Annotated in this window: 15 protein-coding genes and 1 other RNA gene; 8 read left to right on the top strand and 8 right to left on the bottom strand. The window is 61.3% G+C overall.

The window, feature by feature from the left end; genetic code table 11:
* Nucleotides 1-18: 18 nt before the first annotated feature.
* The 4 genes from ACYVHH_RS10855 to trxA form a co-directional block, all read right to left on the bottom strand.
* A complete protein-coding gene (locus ACYVHH_RS10855) occupies nucleotides 19-1,722 on the bottom strand; it encodes a hypothetical protein (RefSeq protein ID WP_460565157.1) in 1,704 nt (567 codons plus the stop codon).
* A 112-nt stretch (nucleotides 1,723-1,834) separates the two neighbouring features.
* Nucleotides 1,835-2,089, bottom strand: coding sequence for a type B 50S ribosomal protein L31 (locus ACYVHH_RS10850; RefSeq protein ID WP_460565156.1), 255 nt, complete (start codon nucleotides 2,087-2,089; stop codon nucleotides 1,835-1,837).
* 92 nt (nucleotides 2,090-2,181) lie between these two features.
* On the bottom strand, nucleotides 2,182-3,444 hold the full coding sequence (gene rho / locus ACYVHH_RS10845; RefSeq protein WP_460565155.1) for a transcription termination factor Rho: 1,263 nt from the start codon (nucleotides 3,442-3,444) through the stop codon (nucleotides 2,182-2,184).
* Between the two features lie 167 nt (nucleotides 3,445-3,611).
* Entirely contained in the window at nucleotides 3,612-3,944 is a 333-nt protein-coding gene (gene trxA / locus ACYVHH_RS10840; RefSeq protein WP_460565154.1) for a thioredoxin TrxA, read from the bottom strand.
* 684 nt (nucleotides 3,945-4,628) lie between these two features.
* Here trxA and ACYVHH_RS10835 point away from each other — a divergent pair.
* From ACYVHH_RS10835 to ACYVHH_RS10820, 4 genes are all read left to right on the top strand, one after another.
* A complete protein-coding gene (locus ACYVHH_RS10835; RefSeq protein ID WP_460565153.1) occupies nucleotides 4,629-5,147 on the top strand; it encodes a hypothetical protein in 519 nt (172 codons plus the stop codon).
* A gap of 45 nt (nucleotides 5,148-5,192) precedes the next feature.
* Nucleotides 5,193-6,173, top strand: coding sequence for a competence protein CoiA family protein (locus ACYVHH_RS10830; RefSeq protein ID WP_460565152.1), 981 nt, complete (start codon nucleotides 5,193-5,195; stop codon nucleotides 6,171-6,173).
* A gap of 492 nt (nucleotides 6,174-6,665) precedes the next feature.
* Nucleotides 6,666-7,301, top strand: a complete 636-nt coding sequence (locus ACYVHH_RS10825) for a recombinase family protein (RefSeq protein ID WP_460565151.1) — start codon at nucleotides 6,666-6,668, stop codon at nucleotides 7,299-7,301.
* A gap of 758 nt (nucleotides 7,302-8,059) precedes the next feature.
* Nucleotides 8,060-8,578 (top strand): hypothetical protein, encoded by a 519-nt coding sequence (locus ACYVHH_RS10820; protein WP_460565150.1) that lies wholly within the window; start codon nucleotides 8,060-8,062, stop codon nucleotides 8,576-8,578.
* 189 nt (nucleotides 8,579-8,767) lie between these two features.
* On the opposite strand, the gene ACYVHH_RS10815 is transcribed toward ACYVHH_RS10820, so the two are convergent.
* From ACYVHH_RS10815 to ffs, 3 genes are all read right to left on the bottom strand, one after another.
* A complete protein-coding gene (locus ACYVHH_RS10815; protein ID WP_460565149.1) occupies nucleotides 8,768-9,154 on the bottom strand; it encodes a BRO-N domain-containing protein in 387 nt (128 codons plus the stop codon).
* Nucleotides 9,155-9,488: 334 nt separating this feature from the next.
* Nucleotides 9,489-11,213 carry a DUF6538 domain-containing protein gene (locus ACYVHH_RS10810; RefSeq protein WP_460565148.1) on the bottom strand — a complete coding sequence of 575 codons (1,725 nt, stop codon included), beginning with the start codon at nucleotides 11,211-11,213 and terminating at the stop codon, nucleotides 9,489-9,491.
* 99 nt (nucleotides 11,214-11,312) lie between these two features.
* Nucleotides 11,313-11,409: signal recognition particle sRNA small type (gene ffs / locus ACYVHH_RS10805), an RNA gene on the bottom strand.
* Nucleotides 11,410-11,502: 93 nt separating this feature from the next.
* Here ffs and dnaX point away from each other — a divergent pair.
* The 4 genes from dnaX (at nucleotide 11,503) to ACYVHH_RS10785 (ending at nucleotide 15,403) form a co-directional block, all read left to right on the top strand.
* A complete protein-coding gene (gene dnaX / locus ACYVHH_RS10800; RefSeq protein WP_460565147.1) occupies nucleotides 11,503-13,263 on the top strand; it encodes a DNA polymerase III subunit gamma/tau in 1,761 nt (586 codons plus the stop codon).
* A 30-nt stretch (nucleotides 13,264-13,293) separates the two neighbouring features.
* Nucleotides 13,294-13,626: a YbaB/EbfC family nucleoid-associated protein gene (locus ACYVHH_RS10795; protein WP_460565146.1), complete on the top strand. Its 333-nt coding sequence runs from the start codon at nucleotides 13,294-13,296 to the stop codon at nucleotides 13,624-13,626.
* A 13-nt stretch (nucleotides 13,627-13,639) separates the two neighbouring features.
* Complete coding sequence (gene recR / locus ACYVHH_RS10790) at nucleotides 13,640-14,233, top strand: recombination mediator RecR (RefSeq protein WP_460565145.1); 594 nt, start codon at nucleotides 13,640-13,642, stop codon at nucleotides 14,231-14,233.
* A 192-nt stretch (nucleotides 14,234-14,425) separates the two neighbouring features.
* The gene (locus ACYVHH_RS10785) at nucleotides 14,426-15,403 is read left to right on the top strand and encodes an ABC transporter substrate-binding protein (protein WP_460565144.1); all 978 of its coding nucleotides are present in this window, start codon (nucleotides 14,426-14,428) and stop codon (nucleotides 15,401-15,403) included.
* Nucleotides 15,404-15,424: 21 nt separating this feature from the next.
* Here ACYVHH_RS10785 and ACYVHH_RS10780 read toward each other — a convergent pair whose 3' ends face one another.
* On the bottom strand, nucleotides 15,425-16,978 hold the full coding sequence (locus tag ACYVHH_RS10780) for a transglycosylase SLT domain-containing protein (RefSeq protein WP_460565143.1): 1,554 nt from the start codon (nucleotides 16,976-16,978) through the stop codon (nucleotides 15,425-15,427).
* Nucleotides 16,979-17,049: the final 71 nt, after the last annotated feature.

Here is a 17,049-nt window from a genome sequence, read left to right as displayed (position 1 = left end):
GGGGCATCCAGCCCAGCTCTACCTGAGGAAGAGCAGCAGGTGGTCGCGGTTCTCGCGCAGTCTGGGTACCTGGGTCAACAGCCGCCATTCGGCAAGGTCCAGAGTCTGGTCCAGGGTGGCATAGGCGCGAGGCTCCACCACCAGGGCCCGGCAGCTGCTGGCCACGCCCGGCCGTGCCTTCTGCAATGACAGTTGCCCGTGGTATCGCAACCCGGCGATCTGGGCATGGCTCAGTCCGTGGACCAGCACGCAGCTGTCTGCGGGCACCAGGGAGGCAATCCTGCGCGAGATCGGTTCCTGCCCCATGCCGTGGTTGAGCAGCGGTAGCCACAGGGTCATCAACAGCAGCCAGCACAGCGTGCTGCCTGCCGCGGACAGAACCAGACTTTTCCAGAGTGCAGGCTTGTGGCGGCCAATGCGCCAGACGAGCAGGCCAATCCACGCCAGCGTGGCCACGAAGGCAGGCAGCCATAGCGCCATGGAGAACGACGGCTCGAAGTTGGGTGCCAGTTTGGCCACGTTGGCGGCGGGTTTGGCGGGGGTGCCGGTCTGCATGGCGACCCAGATCACCCAGATGATGATGGCGCAACCCGTGAAAAAGAGCAGGGCGAACCAGTCGATGAGGGCTGTCACGCTGCGCCTGAGGGTGGGCAGCGCGAGTGCGGCAAGGCATGCCAAGCCCGGCAGGGCCATGAGCAGCGCGCGGTCGCTGGCGCCCATCAGCCAGGACGAAACCGCCCCGACCAGAACGAACCACAGCGGCAGCAGCACGTGGGGTGAGCCCAGCCGGCGGCGCCAGCCCCACACCGTCCAAAGCGCAAGCAAACCCGCAGGCCAGGTGAACCACAGGAGCAGGCGCCCGTAGCTGCGCCAAGGGTCGTAACTCAGCCAGGCGTCCAGCGTTGTCCAGTTGTCCAGGCGGCGGGGCAGGTCAAGTTCCCAGGCGAGCAGGGCGGCCACCAGGGTGCCCGTGGCACAGAATGCCCACACCCACCAGCGTTGCTGCTGCCCGGTCTGGGCGAGCTGACCGCTGGCGGCAGTCCAGACCAGCCAACCCCCTCCCAGGGCCAGGCCCAGCCAAGGTGCACCGCTCAGTGCCAGCCCCACCGTGCCCAGCCACCACACGAGCGCGCTGAAAACGTGCCAGCGAGCGTGTTCGCTGGCCAGGCGCGCGCAGGCGTACAGCAGCAGTGCGGTGAAAGCCAGCTGGGCGGTGTCGGGCGTGGATTCGTGCGATAGCCAGGCCAGCCCGAGGCTGGCGATCAATGCCAGAAGCGATCCGTCGGCCAGCGCGCGGGCGTAGTCCACCGGCCGCGCCTCACCGCCGAATGCAAAGCTCACCGGCTGCGCGGCAGGGAGCCGTGCCAGGTGGTACATGGCGTACCAGGTGCTGCTCAGCGCCAGGGCCAGCAGCAGGCCAAAAGGTATGCGGACAGCCACATCGGCTGGAATGAAGGGTAGGGCCTTGATGGCCAGCGCCCCCAGCCAGTACGGCAGCCAGGCGGTCACCTCGGCTGGCTGGCCCAATTGCTGCGGCTGCAGCCAGGGGCCGCCCTGCGCCATGTCCAGCATCACGCCAAAGGCTGAAAGGTCGGCGTTGCGCCAGGGCTGGCGGCCGAGCAGGCCGGGCAGCACATACGCCACGGCGAGCAATACCAGCACCAGCCTGGGCAGGCGGCGCGCGGCCAACTGGGTAACGATGGCGGGGGTGGGCAGATTCACGTGCTGGAACTATAGCGGTCTGTCAGCAAGGCTGAGCAGAACGGCGGACGATGGACAAAAAAAAGCAGCCGGCGAGGCTGCTTTTTGTCTGGCGCTATTGGCCGGCGGGCGATTACTTGGCGCCGCGAGCGTAGCGGTTGCGGAACTTCTCCACGCGGCCGCCCATGTTGTCCACGCTCTTTTGCGTGCCAGTGTAGAAGGGGTGGGACTCGCTGGAGGTATCCAGCTTGAACAGCGGCAGCTCACGGCCGTCGTCCAGCTTGATGGTTTCCTTGGTGTTGGCGCAGGAGCGCGTCACGAACTGGAAGCCGTTGGACAGGTCCACGAAGCACACTTCGCGGTAGTTGGGGTGAATGCCTTCTTTCATCGCTGTTTCCTTCTTTGGCACGGTAGCCGCGTCAGCCCATCTGGCGCACTTTCCGCAAAACGCAGCATTATAGCCGGGTAACTTGTGCCGAATCAACCGCCGCGGCGCATCAGGTCGAAGAACTCATGGTTGTTCTTCGTCTGCTTCATGCTCTTGAGCACCATTTCCATGGCCTCGATCTCGTCCATGTTGTACATGAACTGGCGCAGGATGCGGGTCTTCTGCAGGATTTCGGGGGCCAGCAGCAGTTCCTCGCGGCGGGTGCCGCTGCGGTTGAGCTGGATGGCGGGGAACACGCGCTTTTCGTACAGGCGGCGGTCCAGGTGCAATTCGCTGTTGCCGGTGCCTTTGAATTCTTCAAAGATCACTTCGTCCATGCGGCTGCCGGTGTCGATGAGAGCGGTGGCAATGATGGTGAGCGAGCCGCCTTCTTCCACATTGCGTGCGGCGCCGAAGAAGCGCTTGGGGCGCTGCAGCGCGTTGGCATCGACACCACCGGTCAGCACCTTGCCGGAGCTGGGCAGCACGTTGTTGTAGGCGCGCGCCAGGCGGGTGATGGAGTCCAGCAGGATCACCACGTCCTTCTTCAGTTCGACCAGGCGCTTGGCGCGTTCGATCACCATCTCGGCCACGTGCACGTGGCGGGCGGCGGGTTCGTCGAAGGTGGACGCAATCACGTCGCCCTTGACGGTGCGCTGCATCTCGGTCACTTCCTCGGGACGCTCGTCCACCAGCAGCACCATCAGCTCCACCTCGGGGTGGTTGGCAGAGATGGCGTGGCAAATGTTCTGCATCATCACCGTCTTGCCGCTCTTGGGCGGGGCGACGATCAGGGCGCGCTGACCCTTGCCGATCGGGGCGATGATGTCGATGACGCGGCCGGTGATGTTCTCTTCGCTCTTGATGTCGCGCTCAAGCTTCATCTGCTCCTTGGGGAACAGCGGCGTGAGGTTCTCGAACATGATCTTGTGCTTGTTCTGCTCCGGGGGCAGGCCGTTGATCTTGTCGAGCTTGTTGAGTGCGAAGTAGCGCTCGCCATCCTTGGGGATGCGCACCTCGCCCTCGATCATGTCGCCGGTGTGCAGGTTGAAGCGGCGGATCTGGCTGGGCGAGATGTAGATGTCGTCCGTGCTGGCGGTGAAGCTGGTGTCCATCGCACGCAGGAAGCCGAAGCCGTCCGGCAGCACTTCCAGCACGCCGTCGGCGAACACCTGTTCACCGGCCTTGGCCCGCTTCTTGATGATGGCAAACATCAGTTCCTGTTTGCGCATGCGGCCGGTGTTTTCGATCTCGAGGGCTTCGGCTTGCTTGAGCACTTCAGACACGTGAAGTGCCTTGAGTTCGTTCAGGTGCATGGAATCGCTCCGGTGAGGAGTCTGGTGGTGTCGGAGGGGGGAGGGGAGGTGCCGCGGCTGTGCTGGCGCGGACACATCAGTGAATGCCTGGGTGCCTGAAAGCACCCTGTTTCTGCATTATGACAGGAAATCCGCCCGAGCCTTGCACCCGGGCGGGATGGACGGCGTCAGGCCAGTTGCTGGTCGATGAAGGCGGTGAGCTGGGCCTTGCTCAGCGCGCCCACCTTGGTGGCGGCCAGCTGGCCGTCCTTGAACAGCATGAGCGTGGGGATGCCGCGGATGCCGTACTGGGCGGGTACGTTGCGGTTTTCGTCCACGTTCATCTTGGCGACCTGCAGCTTGCCGTTGTAGCTGGTGGCCACTTCGTCCAGGATGGGAGCGATCATGCGGCAGGGGCCACACCACTCGGCCCAGAAGTCCACCAGCACCGGCGCACTGGCTTTCACCACGTCGGTTTCGAAGGTTGCGTCGGTCACGTGTTTGATCAGCTCGTTGGCCATGGATGCGCCTCGGTGTTGTCGCAGCAGATGTAAAAAATAAGGTGACGAGCCTTGACCTTGGCGGTCAGCCCGTTGGTTCTTTAAAAATCAACGGGTTATAGCGGCTTATCGTTCGGTTGTGACACACGAAAGTGACACACTTACGGGCATTATAGGGCTGCAGTAGAACCCCTGCTGTGGGAGCATGTTTGCTGCAAAAGATTGGACGGGCATTGAATCAGGTACAACCGGAACTACCCGTTCCGTTCCCCGTGTGGTGGCGGTCAATTGATTCGAGTACCTCGACGCATTCTCAGGATAGGGGCGCGCGTATGGCGAACAGATGGGGTATCCCTAAGGCTGTCGAAGTGGCTGTGATGGCTCGTGACTTGGCCTGCGTCTCCTGCGGCGCCAGCTTTGGCACGGAGAGGCGTACTCGGAGGTCTTGGGAACACATCATCAATGACGTGCGGCTGAGTGGAGTGGACAACATCGCACTGTGTTGTGTGGGGTGCAATGCATCCAAAGGGGCAAAGCTGCTACGTGATTGGCTGGCGTCCCCGAATGCTCAACGTAGGGGAGTTGGCACACATACCCTTTCACCGGTGGTGCAGGCGGCCTTGTCGCAAGAGGTCCCGATGTTTACTGCAAAAATCTGAACGGGTATCCGATCAGCACTGCAGGCTATTCTCCCCCGTGGGGGGCATGTCTGAACACCTTCTGCAGATGTCAAAATGTTGTGAAGTGGAGACAGCGAAGGAGAGGTGGATGGACGAATGCGGTCGTACGCTTTGCGGTGGGGGTGGTCTTGGGGGCTTATTTGTCCTTTACCTCTTGTATCAGTTGTTTAGCCTTGCATGGGATGAGCGGGGCAGAAAGAAGAACCCGCCTGTTCCTCCCCAGCAAGACCCGGAAGAATCCCTAAAGAGGGCTATTGAAGAAGCGGAGAAGCAGAGGTGGAACGAACAAGTATATGAAGCTACCAAGTTGATTTACGGAGAACCGAACTACGCAAGAGTCTTCAACCGATACCCCGATGAGAGGAAGAGGCTGCACATTGAGGAGGTGGCTGGGTACATTCCTGAACTGCTGGCGGTTGACAAGTTCATTGAGAAACTGAAACAGATGCCAATGGATGAGCGGTCCGACCATCAAGCCGAAGCAGAGCGGCAAGTGCAGCGCAAGGTGGAGTTGTTGCAAAAGGTTTACCGCAAGCTTGACTAGCAGTGTCCAGATACCATGTTCAAGACGGTGTAACAGGGAGGCTAAATGGAACTGCGGACGCCATATGGCATTGGTCTTGATGGAAGTCTGGTTCATGCCAGCATGGCAGAGCGAGGGCTCCCTTACTACTGTCCTTCATGTAACACGCCTCTGACCCTTAAGGCTGGGGAGGTGCTCGTACGACACTTTGCCCACCAGGCTGATACGAGTTGTACGGGAGAGACGATTGCTCACCATACGGCCAAGCTATTGTTAGCCAAGGTCATTAGGGAACAAATCGACAATCCCAAGGCTGCGAAGAGCATCCTACTTCTAGGTAGTTGTGATTGCTGCCATCAACCGCACCACACATTACTGAAGCCTGGGACATTCAGTGGCGTTTCGGTGGAAGAGCCAGTGGGCAGCTTCGTGTGCGACGTACTTACATATAGGAGGGGGGAACCGTCTCTTGCCATCGAGGTGGTCGTTACGCACAAGGTTACGCCTGAAAAGGCCAATGAGCTATCTGTCCCCTGGATAGAGCTTGATGCGGAAGCAATCATCAACGACCCGTATCGATGGGCACCAATTTCGGAGCGGCTGAGGCCGTTGCTGTGTGTCTCATGCAAGCCCAAGCTGAAGCGGTTGGCAGATGTGGCAGCAAAACACGGACAGCCGCTGGAGCAATACGCTGGCTACAAGGACCCAAAGAGAGCAACTTACCTTGCTGCGATTCGTGAGTGTTGGAAGTGCAAGGAGCAGTTCATTTCGTACTGGTGGTCGGGCGTGCCGTTTTGTCAGACCGATCCTCCGTCACCCAAGCCTCCAACCATACAGTTGAGGTGGTCAAAAGCGTTCGGGGGTAAATACTGGGCCAACTGCTGTCCAGCTTGTGGGCAGCTTGATGGTGACAACTTTCTATTTTTGAACTTCGGCGGGGTGCGCTCTCCGTTCGCAGGCCTGCCACTTGCCCCTAGTGAACCTGTTGCCCGGCACCAGCAAGAAGCTGTGGGGGGATTTATCCGGCATATGTTCAGGAATATCTAGCTTCCTAAACGACAGCGCGTTGCCATCAGACTTGCCAGCGGGCTGGATTCCACCTTGCGGGGCTAAGGCGTGGTTAGCTGGAAAGCCTGCCAAGCTTGCATCTACAGCCCCATCAACAGCAATGCCAGACCGGTCAAGGCAACATGGGCTGGACGTCAACGCACAGACGACACGTCGTTCGATGCAACTTGTTTGCGCGGATAGGCTTTTACGGAGAGCATCAATTTGGTCAACTGCTTTGCGTTGAGCTTCGTCCTGTTTGTCAGCAATTTCGTTGAGTTGTTCGGCCAATCGCACGGCAAATTGGCGAAGGTCTGGTCATGTCTATGAGTGCAGTCGTGGTGATTTGCACCCTGGGGCTATCACGGCAACTAGTTCGATTTGAGCATACCCAAATGGATTGCCGCAAAACTGGTTCGATAAGTGATTGTTGACAACTCATGTCGAACCATTAATAATGGAACCAATCAAACGAAACCAGAGGTTCCTGCCATGTCCTTTATCCGAGCCTACCTCCGCGCCAGCACCGATGACCAAGACGCCACCAGAGCCAGGGCAGACCTGGAGAGGTTCGCCAGCGAGCATGGTCTAAGGGTGGCCGCGTGGTACGTGGAGAACGAGTCAGGAGCTACCCTTAAGCGCCCTGAACTGTTCCGGCTCATCGCTGACGCCCACCCCGGAGATACCCTCCTGGTCGAACAGGTGGACCGTCTCTCGCGCCTCAACACGGAGGACTGGGAGGCCCTCAAGGGTGCGCTGGCGCAGAAGCGTATTCGGGTGGTCTCCCTGGACCTGCCCACCTCCTGGATGGCTGCAACCCAGTCCAAGGACGAAACCACACAGGCCCTCCTGGATGCGGTCAACCGGATGCTCCTGGACATGCTGGCTGCTGTGGCCCGCAAGGACTACACAGACAGGCGTAGGCGTCAGGCCCAGGGCATAGCCAAGGCCAAGGGGGAAGGGCGCTACAAGGGCCGTCCTGTGAACGAGGAGCGGCATGCCTTGATCCTGGAACTCCTGGACAAGGGGCTGTCCTGGTCTCAGGTCTGCAAGACCACGGGGGCTTCCCGGTCAACGGTGCTAAGGGTGGTCAAGGCAAGGGACGCGGGAGCCAAAGTGGGGACCTGATGTGGCCCACCTGAGGAACAGTCCAGGAAGCGGGATGATTGAGAATTTTTCTCAATGACGGAGTATGCCAGAGCCTTAGAAAATCCGCATTTTCTCGGGTTGTCTGAGGGCCACGCAGGCGGGCACTATGGCGGACCTTCAACCATAGGAGTACCTATCCCCATGCACGCTTCGATTGCCCCTGTCCTGACCCTTTTGGATGCCCTTGTGAGCCGCGCCGCACCAGCGCTTGGGTTTGGTGGCTGTGCCGTCTTATACCGCCACAAAGCCCCCGTCCTGAGCTTCAAAGCATGGGCTGATGAGGTGTCCTACAACCTGTACCTAGGGCGGGTTGAGGTGATTCTGGACAAGAAGTCCCCAGTGGCTGAGAACGCTATGAATGGGGAAAGGAGGGGCGCTCCTCGTTGATGGGGTGGTGAGGGTCTGACCTTGCCTAAACCCTGACCTTTGAGAAGAACAGGTATGCGCCTAAACCGCCACCTTTGAGAAGAAGCAAGTAACGCCTACTCTCGACCGAGACAAACCCCTGAGGCCAGATGTTCCTGACGGAGCGTCTGGTTTTCTGCTTTCTGGTCCCCTGCATTCAAGGCCTCCCCATGACTACCGCCATCCCATGACCGTCCCAGATTCCCCCAAGGTGTACCGACAACTGGCCCTCCCGGTGCCAGTGTTTGACTACCTCAAGAACTATCAACGCTCCCACAAGGCACGCCATGGAGAGCATCTGACCATTGCACAGGTCGTGACGGCCATCGTGCGTGACCATCAACAAAATGAAGAAAGTGAAGCACATGAACTACGTAAACGCCCATCCCTCCTGCGTAATGCCTGCTGAAGGAAACAGCTCCGAAGTTAAGCAGTTGAAGCCGAACTTGCGTATGCCCCGCATGTTTCTTCATTGGGCAGAACATGAAGCCCGTGTAGGCTGGTTGACCCCAGTCGAGAGGGGAGTCTTTGACATGGCTCGCTCTGCTTTGTGGCAGGTCGAGGGTTGCAGGATGCCAATGGAGGCGCTGGTGAGGCGTTTGAGGGCATCGCCGGGAACGGACGTTGCCGCTGCATTGGAGACCCTTTTGACGCCCAGCTCTGGCCTCCTTGCCCTAGACGAAGATGGTAATGTGCTCGATCCTGTTCAGGTTGCCGAGTTCGCAAACAGTGTTCAGAAAGCTGAGACCAACAGAGCGAACGGGAAGCTCGGTGGCAGACCTCGTAAGCTGGAGCCCCAAGCAGTGACGACAGTGCCCACACCGCAGTCGCTGGATGACAAGGATTTCTGACAAGCCAGTGAGAAACCGAGGGGTTTCTTGGTCGTTAAGGCATCAAGACCAAGACCAAGACCAAGACCAAGACCAAGACCAAGATACTCCTTGTTGGTTGCAGTCCCCCGTGTCTCATGGATAAATTGACGTACTAGGGTCACTGCTTTGAGCAACCTCAAGGGCAAGGCCATCAATTGATGGTCTGAATCAATCGGTGCCCTCGGTGTTGAGGAACTTGTCGTACCCCTGAGCAGCCGGGAGCAGGCGTTCCCGCTCTTCCTCCAGGCGCTTGAGCTTGGTCTGCACGGCGACCAAGGCACGGGCAATCAGCTCGTCCTCGGCCATCTCACCTGTCTTGGCCTTCTCCTCGCCCATCACGTAGGCCCCGTCCTTGCGTATGGCCGGGAGGACCACCGAGGTGACCCACTTGCGGAACCGCTGTGCCTCGGGCTTGCTACTCCGCATGATGAGTGCATACAGACCAGACTCTGAGACAGCCGTTGCTCCTCGGGCGAACCCTCTAATTTGGAGGGTTGTCTTCTCGGTGCTGTCCAGGTAGCGCGTGGCATTGAACGCATCGCGGAAGCCCAGCACATCGCACAGGTCCTTGGCGATGAACCAGGGTTCCCCGTCGATGGTGACGGTGCGGAGGGTGGTATCAGGGGTGAAGTTGAAGGTGGTCCTGGGCGGCCTTCTGCGGTTTTTCTTCGATGGCGTTAATGATGGGGCTATGGTGCTACAGATGGCCGTTGGAGGTGGAGTTCGTGCGGTCTAAGGGTAAGGTGCCACGGGGCGTGAAAGGGTCGCCTAGTGCCTCCTAGAGCTTCTGCGTGGCTTTCTGACCTGGAGTTCTGTGTGTGCGTCTGCGTGCACCTGTTTTTTTTAGCCGTCCTCTGTTGAACCTTATCCAGAGTGCCCTGTGAATCCCTCAGGGTTTCGCGTGCGGTGACACCACGGGGAGTGACAGGAACGGATACTTGATAGCCTCAACTGCTGGTCGCAGCTCTTCCAATAACACCTCATCGTAGACCTCATCGCCCACACTGCCCTTGGTCTCATGGCCAGTAATCAAGTCCTGAATCTTGCTGCTCACGCCAGCTCGGCGCATGATGGGACGGACGGTATGTCGGAAGTAGTGGAAAGATGGCGCACCCGTGCCGACCATCTCCAGCCCCTTACGGAACTCCAGGAACCACCTGCCGAATTTATCGCTTGCCTTGCCCTTGCGTATGGGTAGTGCTGGCCAGAGTGAGGCATGACCGGCATTCTGCATGGCCTCCGCATAACCCAGGAAGCCAAGCCTAATCAACTCACTGTGAATGGGGATGGTGCGATGTCCTGCCTCCGTCTTGATGCTTAGGCCTTCCCCGTCATCGGTCAGGACCAAGGCGGGGATTTCTCCCACCGTAGTGACGTCCACAGTCCGCAGCTGACACAACTCACCCAGGCGGGCACCTGTGTAGGCTCCAAGAAGCGGAATCCAGTAGGCGGCATCCCGTCCGCCCTGTTTTGAATCGGGCAGGCAGTACTTTGTGTGCAGGGGGGTGCCGAACAGCTTGCCCATTTCTTCGGTGGTGATGGCACGACGCTTGTTTGTGGTCTTTGCCTTGATGTCCAAGCCTTCCCATGTGTGTCGCTCCGTCCACTGTAGCGTCCGATGGGCGTACTTCAGCAGTGACTTGATGGCTGTGAGCCGGTCTCGTGCTGTCTTGGGTGTCCCAGAGTTGTCACGGAGCCAAGCTCGGTACGCATCGCCCATCTCACGGGTAATGTCAGCAAGGAGAATGCCGGGGTGCCGTTCCTCGAATTGGCGCAGGGCACGGTCCATGGCCTGTATGGAATCTTTCCTCTTCGGGGATTCACCCGACTTCTCCCAGCGCTCGAAAACGTCCCGCAAGGTCCTGGAGGTGGCGGTCTGTAGGGCGGTCGCCATGATGCCCTTTGCGGACGTCTTGGGGGCTTCTATGGCCTCTCCGGCGTCCCTGCGGGTGATGTCCAGGTGTGCCTCACGGTATGCAGCCAAGCAGACCTTCAGGGCTTCACGGACGCCTGGGGTGCTCTCGGTAAAGGACAGCCCCAACTTTCGTGCCTCAGTTTGAACCATAGGCAGGATGGCAGAGAGCTGCCTACGAGCCATGAGCTGGGCACTGTGGTCCGAGACCTCCTTGTTCATCTGTGCCAGCTCTGCAGCTTGCCGGTCAGAGAGGCCGTCCAGACCCGACTGCGGCGAGTGTGGTTGTCGGGCCGGAGGTTGGGCTTTGCTGATGGTCAGGCGACTGAGTGCTGTGGCCTTGATGCTGTGAGCCACATCCAGGACTACCTCAAGAGCTGAAGGGTGGTCGCGGAGTGCATCGTCCATACCGAGGACAGAAGCCCTGATGCGTTCAGCCAATTGAATAGCCAGTTCATGGGTGACCTTGTCCAGCATTTGAGGGCGCAGTTCCCTGCGCTTTTGCTCAAACTGCGCCAGCCAGTCAGCACGGGCCAAAGTGGCCTTGTAGGTGGCTTCGGTGCGGGAGCTGGTCCCCAGGCTAGTGCGGACGCTGCTTTTGCCGTAGTGGTCCCGGAGGTCGTGTGGGACCATGACACGGAGTTGATAAACGCCGTTACGCTGATGCAGGCCAGTGACTTGGGCCATGTCTTCTTTGCTCATTTTCACCTGAGAAAGTGACACAGTCGGGTGACACACCGAACGGTAGTAACCCCTTGATTTTGCTGAAGTCCTTGATTCTCAAGGACATCTGAAAATAAAGGTGACGAGCCTTGACCCCGGCACTGGCTCCACAGTTAGGGCTGCTTGGTTCCCCACCTGACCCGGTTGGCCGCTTCACCATGCGGGAAGGCCCGTCAGCGTGGATTGTATGCGACTGGGGAATACCCTGCCGGCCACGCAGTCTGCGGGAGGTGCCGGGTCATGCGCTGGCCACCGATAGAATCCACCCATGTCCTACGTTGTCCTGGCCCGCAAGTACCGCCCCAAGAATTTCGCTGAAATGGTGGGGCAGGAGCACGTCGTGCAGGCCCTGGGCAATGCGCTCACCACACAGCGGTTGCACCATGCCTACCTGTTCACGGGCACCCGGGGGGTGGGCAAGACCACGGTTTCGCGCATCCTGGCCAAGTCGCTCAACTGCACCGGCCCGGACGGGCAGGGCGGCATCACCGCCACGCCTTGCGGTGTGTGCCAGGCGTGCACCGATATCGATTCTGGCCGCTTTGTCGATTACACCGAGCTTGACGCTGCTTCCAACCGGGGCGTCGACGAAGTGCAAGCCCTGTTGGAGCAGGCGGTTTACAAGCCGGTGCAGGGGCGTTTCAAGGTCTTCATGATCGATGAAGTGCACATGCTGACCAACACGGCCTTCAACGCCATGTTGAAGACGCTGGAGGAGCCGCCCGAGTACCTGAAGTTCGTGCTGGCCACCACCGACCCGCAGAAGGTGCCCGTGACGGTGCTGAGCCGTTGCCTGCAGTTCAACCTGCGCCCGATGGCTCCCGAGACGGTGCTGGAGCACCTGACGCGTGTGCTGGCCGCCGAGAACGTGCCCGCGGACCCGTTGGCGCTGCGGTTGCTGGCTCGCTCTGCCCGCGGCTCCATGCGCGACGCGCTCAGCCTGACCGACCAGGCCATTGCCTTTGGCGGCGGCCAGTTGCAGGAAGCCGCCGTTCGCCAGATGCTGGGTGCCGTGGACCGCAGCCATGTTTGGACGCTGATCGAGGCGCTGGCCCTGGGTGATGGCAAGACCGTGGTGGAAACGGTGGACGCCTTGCGTGTGAACGGTTTCAGCGCTGCTTCCACGCTGGAAGAAATGACTGGGGCGCTGCAACGCATGGCAGTGGCCCAGGCCGTGCCGGGTGTGGCCGCCGACGTCAACGACCCCGAGGCATTGGAAGTGGCCCGCCTGGCCGCAGTGTTGCCGCCCGACGAAACCCAGCTGCTCTACAGCCTTTGTCTGCACGGGCGCGGCGAACTGGGGCTGGCCCCCGACGAATACGCGGCACTGACCATGGTGCTGCTGCGCTTGCTGGCATTCAAACCGGCAGGGGCGGAAAAAAAAACTCTGAAAACGCCGGTTGAGGTGCCTGCAGCGGCGAAGATGGCCGCACCCGCACCCGCACCCGCACCCGCACCCGCACCCGCACCCGCACCCGCACCCGCACCCGCACCCGCACCCGCACCCGCACCTGTGGCGGTGCCTGTTCCAGAGCCTGTCATTGCGGCCGAGGAGCCAGACCATTTAGCGCAAGATGTTGCCGTCGAGGCAGCCCCTGCGCCGTCTGCCCCGGCTCAGCCAACGATGCAGCCAAACCCGCGGGATGCTGGCCTGGCAGACTTCTGGTACGACACCGTGATGGCGCTGGTCAAGGCGGAAGCCATCGGCGCACTGGTGCGTGAATTGGCGCTGCAGTCTTGCCTGGTGTCGTCCGATGGCGGTCAATGGCGGCTTTGCGTGCCCAACACGTCCCTGGCGCAGTCGGGGTCGCGTGACAGACTGCAGGCCGCCTTGCAGGCGGCAGGGCATGATGTTCGCCTGACCCTGGAGACAGGCCCCGTGGACGATTCCCCCGCCAAGAGACTGGCGGCGGCGGCGGCGGAGCGCCAGCGCCGTGCCGAGGAAACCATGCTCCAGGACCCTTTCGTTCAGGCGATGATGCGCGACTTTGGCGGCAAAATCGTGCCCGGCAGCATCCAACCGCTCTGACTTTCCCCCATTCATTCACAAGGAATACCCATGTTCAACAAAGGACAACTCGCCGGCCTGATGAAGCAGGCACAAGCCATGCAGGACAACCTGAAGAAGGCGCAGGACGAACTCGGCAACATCGAGGTCACTGGCGAATCGGGCGCTGGCCTGGTCAAGGTCGTGATGACCTGCAAGCACGATGTCAAGCGCGTCACCATCGACCCCAGCCTCCTGGCCGACGACAAGGACATGCTGGAAGATCTGGTGGCCGCTGCGTTCAACGCGGCAGTGCGCAAGGCCGAAGAGACTTCGCAGGAGAAGATGGCCAAGATCACTGCAGGTATGCCGGGCTTGCCCGGCGGCATGAAGTTCCCGTTCTGACAGGCGCTGCGCGATGGCCGGTTCCCAACTGGACGCCCTGGTGCGTGCCTTGCAGCGGCTGCCGGGTGTCGGGGTGAAGTCGGCGTCGCGCATGGCGTTTCACCTGCTGCAGCATGACCGCGATGGTGCGTTGCAGCTCGCGCGGGCGCTGCAGGAGGCTGCCGCCCAGGTACGGCACTGCGCGTTGTGCCACACGTTCACGGAAGACGACGTCTGCACCACCTGCCAGGACCCCCAGCGCGACACCGGCCAGCTTTGTGTGGTGGAGACACCGGCCGATCAGGCAGCCATGGAGCGTACCGGGGCCTACCGGGGGCGTTACTTCGTTCTCATGGGCAAGCTCAGCCCTCTGGATGGCGTGGGCCCGCGAGACATCGGTCTGCAGAAGCTGTTCGACCGGATCGCGGCGCCGCCGCCCAACGAGGTGCGCGAAGTGATCCTGGCCACCAACTTCACAGCCGAAGGCGAGGCCACGGCACACGTCATTGCGCAGGCGCTCAAGGGGCACATCCAGGTCACGCGGCTGGCACGCGGCGTGCCCATCGGCAGCGAGCTGGAATACGTGGACCTGGGCACCATCGCCCACGCGCTGGCCGACCGGCGCTAAGTGGCCGATTCCTCAGGGTTCTCCCCATGGGTGTTTTCCCGCTCGGGGTCGGTCCTGATGTGAGGAATGCGGCGCGAACGTAATCTCGATATCCGTGATGAATGGGGGTTCTCGCGGCCCCGGTACGGGTCGAGGTTGCAAATGGTCAAGCGTAGGGTAGTCTTGGGCTGGGGATTGGCAGCATCCTGTGGGATGCCGGCCGTCCTGGCTGCACCTGCGGGGCCGCTGCAGCGCGTCAACGTGGTGGTGCAAAACCCCAGGCAGATCAAGCAGTTGCCGCTGATACTCGCGTTGCGGCTGGGCTATTTCCGTGCCGAGGGGCTGGATGTCCAGCTGACCGAGCTTCCTCGTCACGCGTGGATGCTCAACACGCTGGTGCAGTACCCGGCTGACGTGTTTGCCGGAACCTTCGAGAGGACGGTTTTGCAACACGCCAACCGCCGTCCGCACCAGGCGTTTGTGCTGATGTCACGCGGGCCGCAGGTGGTGCTGGGGGTGTCGCCCACGGCCGTGCCCGGCCATGCCACGGTTCGCGACCTGGCCGGATGCAGCATTGGGGTGTTTGCCTCGGGGTCACTGGGCCACCGCGTGGCCCGGTTGGTTTTGCTCCGGGCCGGTCTACGCCTCACCGATGTCAACTTCGTCGAGGTGCCGGACGCGGAGCGGGCGCTCGAAGCCTTCCATACCGGTGAAATCGACGCAGTCAGCTACACCGACCCCCTGATCACCCGCCTGGAGCAGGACGGTGTCATCCGTGTGATCAGCGACACGCGGGGCTTGCGCGGCAGCGACCACGTGTTCGGTGGGCCTGTGCTGTGCACCTGCCTGAGCGCGCCCACCGAGTTCATCGAACGCCATCCGGCCATCTGCCAGGGGCTGGCCAATGGTGTGGTACGTGCGCTGAAATGGCTGCACACGGCAACGCCTTCGGACCTGATCACCCATGTGCCGGAAAGCCACATGTGGGGTGATAGGGCGGTTTTCCTGGCGGCGTTCAGCAAATGCCGTGAGACCCTGGCCACTGACGGCGTGATTCCGCCCGAAGGGCCAATGAACGTGATGCGTGCACTGGACCGGCTGCAGCTGGACCTGCCTTTGGCGGGCGTGCAGCCCGCACAGACCTTCACGAACCGCTTCTCGCAGCGGGCCAAGACCGTGTTCAAGGTCTAGGCCACGCTCCAGGTGGCGCGCTCAGCGTGTTGCCGGGCTTTTGGTCTTGGCTTGAAGCGTGGTCTGACCAGCGGGTTTCTTGATGACTTTCGCCTTGGCACTCTTTTTGCCGCCCCCGCTCTTGGCCGCCACTCTGGCAGGCGACTGGATCACGAGGGTCTGCCCGGCGCTTACGGCGGCGTTTGCGCCCAACCCGTTCCATTTGCGCAGGTTTGCCACGCTGACCTTGTGCTGGCGGGCAATGCTTGCCAGCGTGTCACCCTTGCGGACCTGAACCGTTTTGCTTGCGCGGCCCTGTGATTCGGGGGTGAGCAGGATCTGGCCGGTGTCGGCAATGTGCTCGGGCACGTCGGTGCTGTACCGCTCGCTGCGGGGCACGAGCACCGTGGCACCCGCGCGCAGGGCCATGCGCGGGGGAATGCGGTTCATGTCCCGCATCTGTTTTTCTGTCAGGCCATGCTCCTTGGCGGCTTCAGCCACTGTCATGTTGCGGGGCACGCGCCACACTGTCCAACTGGCCAAGGGGCCCTTGTGGGCTTTCAGCCGTTCCTCGAACAGGCGCGTGTTGTCCCAGGGCAGCAGCACGGTGGGAGTGCCGGCTGCCAGGATCACAGGCTTGTTGTGCGAGGGGTTGAGCTGCCGGAAGTCTTTCTCGGTCACCGCAGCCAGTTCGGCGATGAGCGAGACATCCATGTCGCGCTCGATGGTGGCCGTATCGAAGAAGGGGTGGTTCCCGATGAACGGCAGGCGCGCTCCCAGCCGTTCCGGCTGGGAGACGATGTTTTTGACCGCCTGGAACTTCGGCACGTAGTAGCGGGTTTCTTCCGGCATGCGCAGGTGGGTGTAGCCGGTGGGCAATCCGGCTTGCTCGTTGCGCTTGATGGCCCGGGCCACGTTGCCTTCACCCCAGTTGTAGGCGGCCAGCGCCAGGTGCCAGTCGCCGAACATGCGGTGAAGCCGTTCCAGATAGTCAAGCGCGGCGCGGGTGGATGCCAGCACGTCGCGGCGGTCGTCGCGAAAGGCGTTCTGCTTCAGGTCGAAGTGCAGGCCCGTGGCGGGCATGAACTGCCACATGCCAGCGGCCTTGGCACTGGAGACGGCCTGTGGGTTGAAGGCGCTTTCGATGAAAGGGAGCAGCGCCAGCTCAAGGGGAAGGTTGCGCCGTTCCAGCTCTTCGACGATGTGGAACAGGTACTTGCTGCCCCGTTCGGTCATGCGCTGAAGGTAGTCAGGGCGGCTGGCGTACCATTGTTCGCGATCCCGAACCAGATCGGTGTCGAGGTTGGGCATGGCAAAACCGCGGCGCATGCGCTCCCACAGGTCTTTCGGGGCCTCAAGCGTTGCCACGCTCTGGGGCGGCGGTTCTGCCTTGCTGACGGTGAGCGCTTGCAAAGGCCCGCTGGGCACCAGCGAGGGGCTGCGACGCTTCGGGGGAGCTTGCAGGGCGTAGGCGGACGCACCGTCGCCGCCGGACGCCGAAGCGCCCTGGGACGGGTCGGATGAGAGAGGAACGGTGCTGCAGGCACTCAGGGTCAGTGTTGCCCACAGAGGCAACCAGATTCGGGATCGTGTCATCGCACCGGTCATTTGCTTAAAGATGTGCAGACCGGATTATCTGCCACCGGTTCCCGTCCGAGGTTGCCTGT

Source organism: Hydrogenophaga aquatica, from assembly GCF_054780915.1.
The sequence above is the reverse complement of the archived record's forward strand: the minus strand, read 5'-3'. Positions and strand labels throughout refer to the sequence as shown.